General features: G+C 42.2%; 3 protein-coding genes and 1 pseudogene. All 4 read right to left on the bottom strand.

Going from position 1 to position 6,749, the window contains the following annotated elements; translation table 11 throughout:
* Window positions 1–116: Rpn family recombination-promoting nuclease/putative transposase (locus EDM53_RS04665; protein ID WP_242507885.1), on the bottom strand; the 116-nt coding region annotated here is incomplete at its 3' end.
* A 71-nt stretch (window positions 117–187) separates the two neighbouring features.
* On the bottom strand, window positions 188–3,145 hold the full coding sequence (locus EDM53_RS04660) for an ankyrin repeat domain-containing protein (protein ID WP_130122501.1): 2,958 nt from the start codon (window positions 3,143–3,145) through the stop codon (window positions 188–190).
* A 156-nt stretch (window positions 3,146–3,301) separates the two neighbouring features.
* Entirely contained in the window at window positions 3,302–6,271 is a 2,970-nt protein-coding gene (locus EDM53_RS04655; protein ID WP_130122500.1) for a hypothetical protein, read from the bottom strand.
* 188 nt (window positions 6,272–6,459) lie between these two features.
* Window positions 6,460–6,749: pseudogene (locus tag EDM53_RS04650) on the bottom strand (transposase family protein); the annotation flags it as partial.

Below are 6,749 nucleotides of genomic sequence, written 5' to 3'. Positions count from 1 at the left end.
TCGCTTATCTGATCTTCCTCAGATACTATAGAGTTTAGCAATGATATCAGTATGTCAGAATTGGCCTCAACCCCAAAGATCTTCTTAAAGGCGACGTCAATGAGGGGATTGATCATGTATACGTCGTCGTACTTGATCCGCTTTGTTTTCCTTGCTTTTTGGGTCATCTTGTTACTGCTGTGTGTTGCTATGTAATGACATTATACAGTGCTTCCTGCAATCCTTGTGCTTCCTCTCCTCCTTCCATCAATCCCTCATCCTCCTCTCTAAAACTATCAAATCCATATATGTATTGTAATGGACTCCGTTCCAACAGGTTGTACACCTCTCCATATGCAGATTCTGATCTCGCTGCATTCTCTTCACACGTGTACTCTATGTACAGACTATATACATTCCACATCAGATGGTAACCACTATACGATGTCATTCCTGCTGCAAAGAACAAGCCTGCGTACGGTAATCCCGTTGCCCCCATCACCGTAGGTAGCACCATATAGGCTCCCGCAATAGCTAAATGCTTTACCGCCTCTCCGTATTCCCCTTGGTATGCTTGATAACCAGCTTCTAACCCTCCTATTACTAATCCGTAACCGTTCAACCCCTTGTACATTCCATACACATTCACCATGTCAAATACTACTTTCTTACCGTTCTCCAGCGTTGGTTGATTAACAGCTCTTAGTACATCCACAACAGTATCGGCTACTTTGATGCCTACTGTTGCTTTGTACATAGCTACTTCCACTTTCGCTACTTTCTCTGCTATTATTCCCTTGATATCAACATCAGAGCTCATTTTCTGCTGTAATTCTCTTGCAAATGCAAAATCTTCCGCTTTCCCTCCCTTATCAGGATGTAATTTCAACAGCACGCCCTTCTTAAATTCCCCATAATTACGCAATATATCTACAGATGTCGATGCATCTAAGTTATTTCCTTGCAATATTTCGTTAAATCTACTGATTTCTGCCTTGTAGACAAACTGCTTGTATTTCCAGGCGATATCTAATTTATTGCTTAATTCTTCAATGACACTATTAATAGTACTTGACATCGTAATTTTTTCGTGTGAAATACCAGCCATCTCGGTGGTTCGTTGTCCATTCATTCCTCCCCCTTTTTTCATGATGCTCCGAACCACCAGTACTCCTTCGCAAATGGGCTCAACACCTCCAGCCTCCTGAAAACCACTTAGGCCCTTTAGACCTCCCATTATCTCCAGCACCAACCCTTTACTTCCTATCTCCTTCGCTCTTCTCAATAAAGATAGCGCTTCCTCTTCCTCGTACATCACCTCTAACAACGCATCGTGTAATGTCTGCCCTCCTACCTCATGCGCTGTGTACAACAGATCTGTTCCTATACTGCTCCCTATTAATCCATGTACCTTGTTCTCATATCTCACACTCACAAAGCATACCTTTACACTCCCACTCCTCTTATTCAGCACCTCCTTTAACCTATCCACTTCCTCATCATCTAATCTCTCTCCATATCCCCCAGCATATTCGCTTATTATATCCGTCACTGACAATGGTAACTCCCCTAATCCTTCTAACATTATGCTATATTTCAATATACTCGATAGCAACACCTTGTTCTGACTTATCACCTTCAAACCCTCCGACACAGCACTCTCATACGCTTTCAGATTCTCACGCATCACATAGGCGCTTGCCTCTTTCCCATCGTTGTTCAACGCATTTACTTCACCTCCATACTGTACCAGCAATGACATAATCCTTGTCATATCTTTTGTACTACCCTCAACATCACCTTTTCTGGCACCACACGCCAAGTGCAGACTTGTATTCCCCTCATCGTCTCTACTCCTCACATCTCCATGACCAACTCCTATCAATACGCCTATAGTCTCAAGTATACTCGTCTCCGCCCTTTTATCCAATCTAGCGCTAACCTCAATCACTTCATGTAAAATCGTCCTACCGACATTCCCTACAACTCTATTCACATCCGCTCCGTGCAACAGCAACAACTTTACCGTCTCTACGTCATCATACATGCAGGATATCCACAACGCCGTACATCTATCCTCTCCTACTGAATCAACTCCCACTCCAAATTCATCCAATAACATCTTCACTATCTCAAGTTGCTTCCTATAGGCACTCTCCTGCAATACATTCTTCCCAGTACTACTCCAATTATCCTCTTTGTGATGCGACATCAAAAACCTCACAACTTCCTTCTGACCATTCAATATACTGTCAAATATAGTGTAAGCCTCTAGTAAATCTGATATGTCATCACTCTCTAATAACAATCTCAATATCTCCAAACGACCGTTACGTGATGCACCCGTAAAAGCTAGCTGTTTCACAAGCCTGTTGCACCACACTCCTCTGTTCCCCTCTTCTGCCATATGCCTAAACACATCCACACTCCCCTCTCGACTTGCTAGCAAAAAGAGCCCTTTCATTATCGCCTCATCTAATACACCCTCTCCAGCCATAACCTCTTTCAACCCTTTCAGATCGTCATTTCTTACACTCTCTCTAAACCTTCCTATTATGCCTTCATTCCCTCCAACTTCCCCTTCTCTTCCTTCAAACATCTTCATATATTCTAGGGCCTTGAATCTGCTCGAAGAGTCAAAGCTCCTACACCACTCCTCCGTAGACTCTGCTGTATACAACCTACTCACAAAACGCTCCCTAACATATTCTATGTTCTCTTCCACCGAATATTTATACGGCCCCGCAGTATTAACAATATCCCGCATTCGCAACAACTCCAAACCTTCCAGTACTACTAGTTCCTCTTGGGCGTGTTCTAGATAATTTAATATCATTGTCATCATATCAGCTGTACAGTACTTCTTTAACACTAACATAATACTACTCTCATCCCCCTTATGTACCGTTGTCAGAATGTTATCCTTATGTGGTATCGACAACACAGCTCTCGCCATGTCTACCATTCCACTATCTATCCAATCACTCCGTATGATTCGATTTAGACACAAACCCAGCACATCATCCCTTGACAGATTATGCTCAAAATGTTCCTCTCTGAATCTTGTGATGAACTGCTCTACTTCTCCAGACTTGAAACTCTTCTGAAATTTCACAAAATCTTCGTAATGCATATCAATTCTTAATTGTCTTGCTTTTTTCTTCATATCCTATCAATTATTTCTTCTAAATCCCTACACTCTATAGCTCTTACTATTAATCTTCAAGAAATATATCACTAATTCAAGCACACAGCACCAAATACTCCTCGATCTCCAAGGATACCATATGGTACTTGTCTTACTACCTTTAATAAAGTTACGTCACTTTGTTCTCATCGAATCCTGGCCATTCTCAAAAGTGACTCCCTCTCGATGCCTCCTGTGCCTCGTTTGTACTCTTAATGCATCCTTTATATCAACTTTCATACCTTTATCCACTAACTCAGACCTCACATTGCCTTCATGCGACGCTCCTATAGGGCACAATACGTTGTACCCTTTACTCACTATGTCTGATATCTGCGAGACCATGTATGCTTCTCTTGCCTTGTTGTAGGCATTTGACTCTTCTACAGTTCCATTGGGCGAATACTTATCAGGCAGGCCTTTACCTTCTATGCCTATTATTGGAATACCACGCTCTTGTGCCAGACTGTAAAGTTCTGCGTCCTTGTAAATTGGCGTGTTTTCTATACCAGCTGGTAGAGCTATCTTGTCCTTTTGAAGAGCACTTTTATTGTGTTCCAGTATCTTCGATAACAGTATCACATCTTTCATACCTAAATTCTCTCCCTCCTGCTTGCGTTCCAGACATATTACCGTCTTAGGAGGAAGTTGGTTGTCCTGTATTGAGGAAATAATATTGTCGATGTTTTTGGAATGGTCCCGAACATGCTCAGATTCTGGAATGAGTGTGACTACAGGATGTCGATCCCTTTCCCTTCCTATCTTTTCAACCCATTTGTCGCGCGTAGTAGTTCGTGTATCACCACTTCTTGGAGTAGTGAGTATACTATTATCATTAGCTTTTAATGCTGAATCTTCCAGCATATTTTGTATCTTTTCTCGATACTCTTCTCCATTTAGCCTCGTCACACTCTCCCCTAAGTTCAAGTTCGATACATCTACACCCAATCTCTCTTGCATGTATGATTTCTCATCTCTTCTAAGGTTAGCCTTCTTATTTCCTGATTTGGGCTTTGGCTTGGGCTTTGGCTTGGGTTCCTCCTTCGGCCCGTCGGCCTCTATTGGGTGTGCTTGAGGTGCTATCCTGCTCTCCAATCCACCAATTCTTTCCCTCCACTCCCTCTTTTCACCAGCATTTAACCCTGAACTCCCTAACCACCTTTCGACCTTACCTATTTCTTTCATGAGGTTTTTTTTCTGTTCTATTGTTAGCTCCTTATCTGTATTATTTAATCTTTTCTCAATTCTTTCTAACGTTCCTGCTTTGTCATTCAACTCTTTCTTTGCAACATCGGCCCTCATCCTATTAATCTGATACATGTATGTCCGCTGTGCACCCTTCTTCAATTTACAGAAATCATCTATTCGCTGTATCTCTAATACCTCTTTATCGAACTCGCCTCTTGTCTTGCACACTGCCAACCTCTCAATCTCCTTCTCTACTAGAATGGCAGATTTGACATCATTTTTCAGTTTTTCAAAAGTCTCTGATCCAAGATAACTCTCTATCTCTCCATACTGCCTGACGACTCTCTCGATGAGGCTTCGCCTTGTCTTAGCTTCACCGACAGTGCTCTTTGTACTTGGTGTAAGTCGATCCTCAAGTGCAGATAGTCGACGCAGTATTGATATTATCGCTCGCTTCTTACTTGCCTCATTCGGGTTATCGTGTATCGCAATCAGTAAATTATCTTCTATTGATTCGAGCTCTTCAAGTGGATCTTGCACATCAGGCTTTACTGTACCCCACACTGATGATAATGCTGCTGCTTTTCTAAGGCGTTCCCTCATCTTAGCATCCAGCACTTGTCGTGTGTCGCTGCTAACCCGCAATCGTCGCCCAGCGATCCCCTCAAGTTGTGTTTTGAGTGCTCCTAGCTCAACGGGATCAACATTCACCTTAAGTTGGGCAATACTGTATAGGGTATCACAATAATGCCTAGTTAATTCCTGATTGCCCCTTATGTTACTTGGTAAAGTGTAACGAGCATCTGGGAAATTGTCATAAGAAATACCTCCTACGTTAATGGCCACTCCAGCATGCTTCATCAACACTTCTCTCTCCGCCGTACAACAAGCACAACAGTACTCTGGAGCCCTTTCTTCTTTTCCTGAAGCTGCTTTATATTCTTTAAATACTGAAGATTTAGATAGACCAATGTTGAAACAGTTAGGAATGGGCTGACCTGGTTCACGTTTGTCTCTGAAATACTTTACACCTCTCAGGTCTGGGTGACCTCCTTGTCCTATTCCAGACATCACAACAATTCGTTTATTCAGTAAGTCTGGTGCTGAATTCACTAAATTTCGAAGCTCTTCCTCCGGAAACATCGTGTACAACATACTACGCACTATTTCTATCGGTAATTGAGCTGCTAAGGCATGATCTTTCTGACATGCATCGAGAATTGCCTTTAATTGCCCTGGAGTTCCATCCCAACTACTATATATGTTTTTCAATACCTGATATTCTGAAAAACCATGACCTCCAATGGGAGCTGGTCGTATCGATAAACTAATATACTCTTCTACTCTTCCACCTTCTCTTTGCAATATTCCCATCAAACGCTGATTTCCAGTTTCTAACATAGCATTAAAAAAATCCCTACAAGCACTCTCCTCCGGTAGCCCCCCATTAGATTGACTCCCCACAAATCGACAGAAACTCCTAAAAGTATTACGGCATATTCCTGGATCATTGAACCGGCTATCCCCAGTCGGACAGACACACAGTTGATCACTAATTGTGTCACACTCAGCAACTGCTGTATATGGATGGGTAGAGAACACTCCGGCAATTGTATTTAAAGCATTTAAACGGCCCTTCAGGTACTCAGGTACATCTGCTGGTTCCCTCATTCCACCTTTACCAAGATTCACATGCAAATGCTCATCTTCATGTCTATGATTCCCTCTATTTAGGCCTGCTGGAGGGTGTGCTGCTGGTTGTGCCTTTGCTTTTGGTTTTGGCTGTTGGGATGTTACGATATTTGGCGCTTGTGGTTTTGCCTTTGGTTTTGCTGCCTGTGCCTTTGCTTTTGGTTTTGGCTGTTGGGATGTTACGATATTTGGCGCTTGTGGTTTTGCTGCTGCTTTTGGTGGCATACTTTTTCCTCTTTCCCTTTTACTTTAACCCTCATATCTAGGCTAGCACATACCATTGCCTATAGTCTATTTATTTTACTACTTCGCAAACACATAGATGACCTCGAAAGCCTTAGGGCTGAAGGTCGAGCTCCCGGGTGCGGAGCGAAGGCAGAATGCTTAAATAGACCTCTTGCATAACCTGATATTTACAACTCCATATTATAAATTCCTGCAATCAAATTGAACCTTAGCCCAAATCTTTTACTCTATTTCTGTATTTGTCAGAGATAATCTTAAATCGTTTGAGCATCCCAATAACATTCTCATTTGTTACTCTTTCACTTGCAAGTTCTCTATTCTTCTTTTTATCCTCCATTGTTAATGGACTCTTCTTGCTCTTCTTCTTTGGCAATTCAGACCTAGCATGTAGCTTTTGTATACCTTGATATCCAGTATCTGTAACAGCCTTTATTCCAGGATGCATTCTTGTTTTGGA

This window comes from Rickettsiales endosymbiont of Peranema trichophorum (assembly GCF_004210275.1).
Taxonomy (GTDB): Bacteria; Pseudomonadota; Alphaproteobacteria; order Rickettsiales; family Midichloriaceae; genus RICK02.
The sequence above is the reverse complement of the archived record's forward strand: the minus strand, read 5'-3'. Positions and strand labels throughout refer to the sequence as shown.

Excerpts from the sequence above, each read along its gene's own strand:
- EDM53_RS04655 (WP_130122500.1), bottom strand. The coding sequence starts at position 6,271 with ATGCCACCAAAAGCAGCAGCAAAACCACAAGCGCCAAATATCGTAACA.
- EDM53_RS04660 (WP_130122501.1), bottom strand. The coding sequence starts at position 3,145 with ATGAAGAAAAAAGCAAGACAATTAAGAATTGATATGCATTACGAAGAT.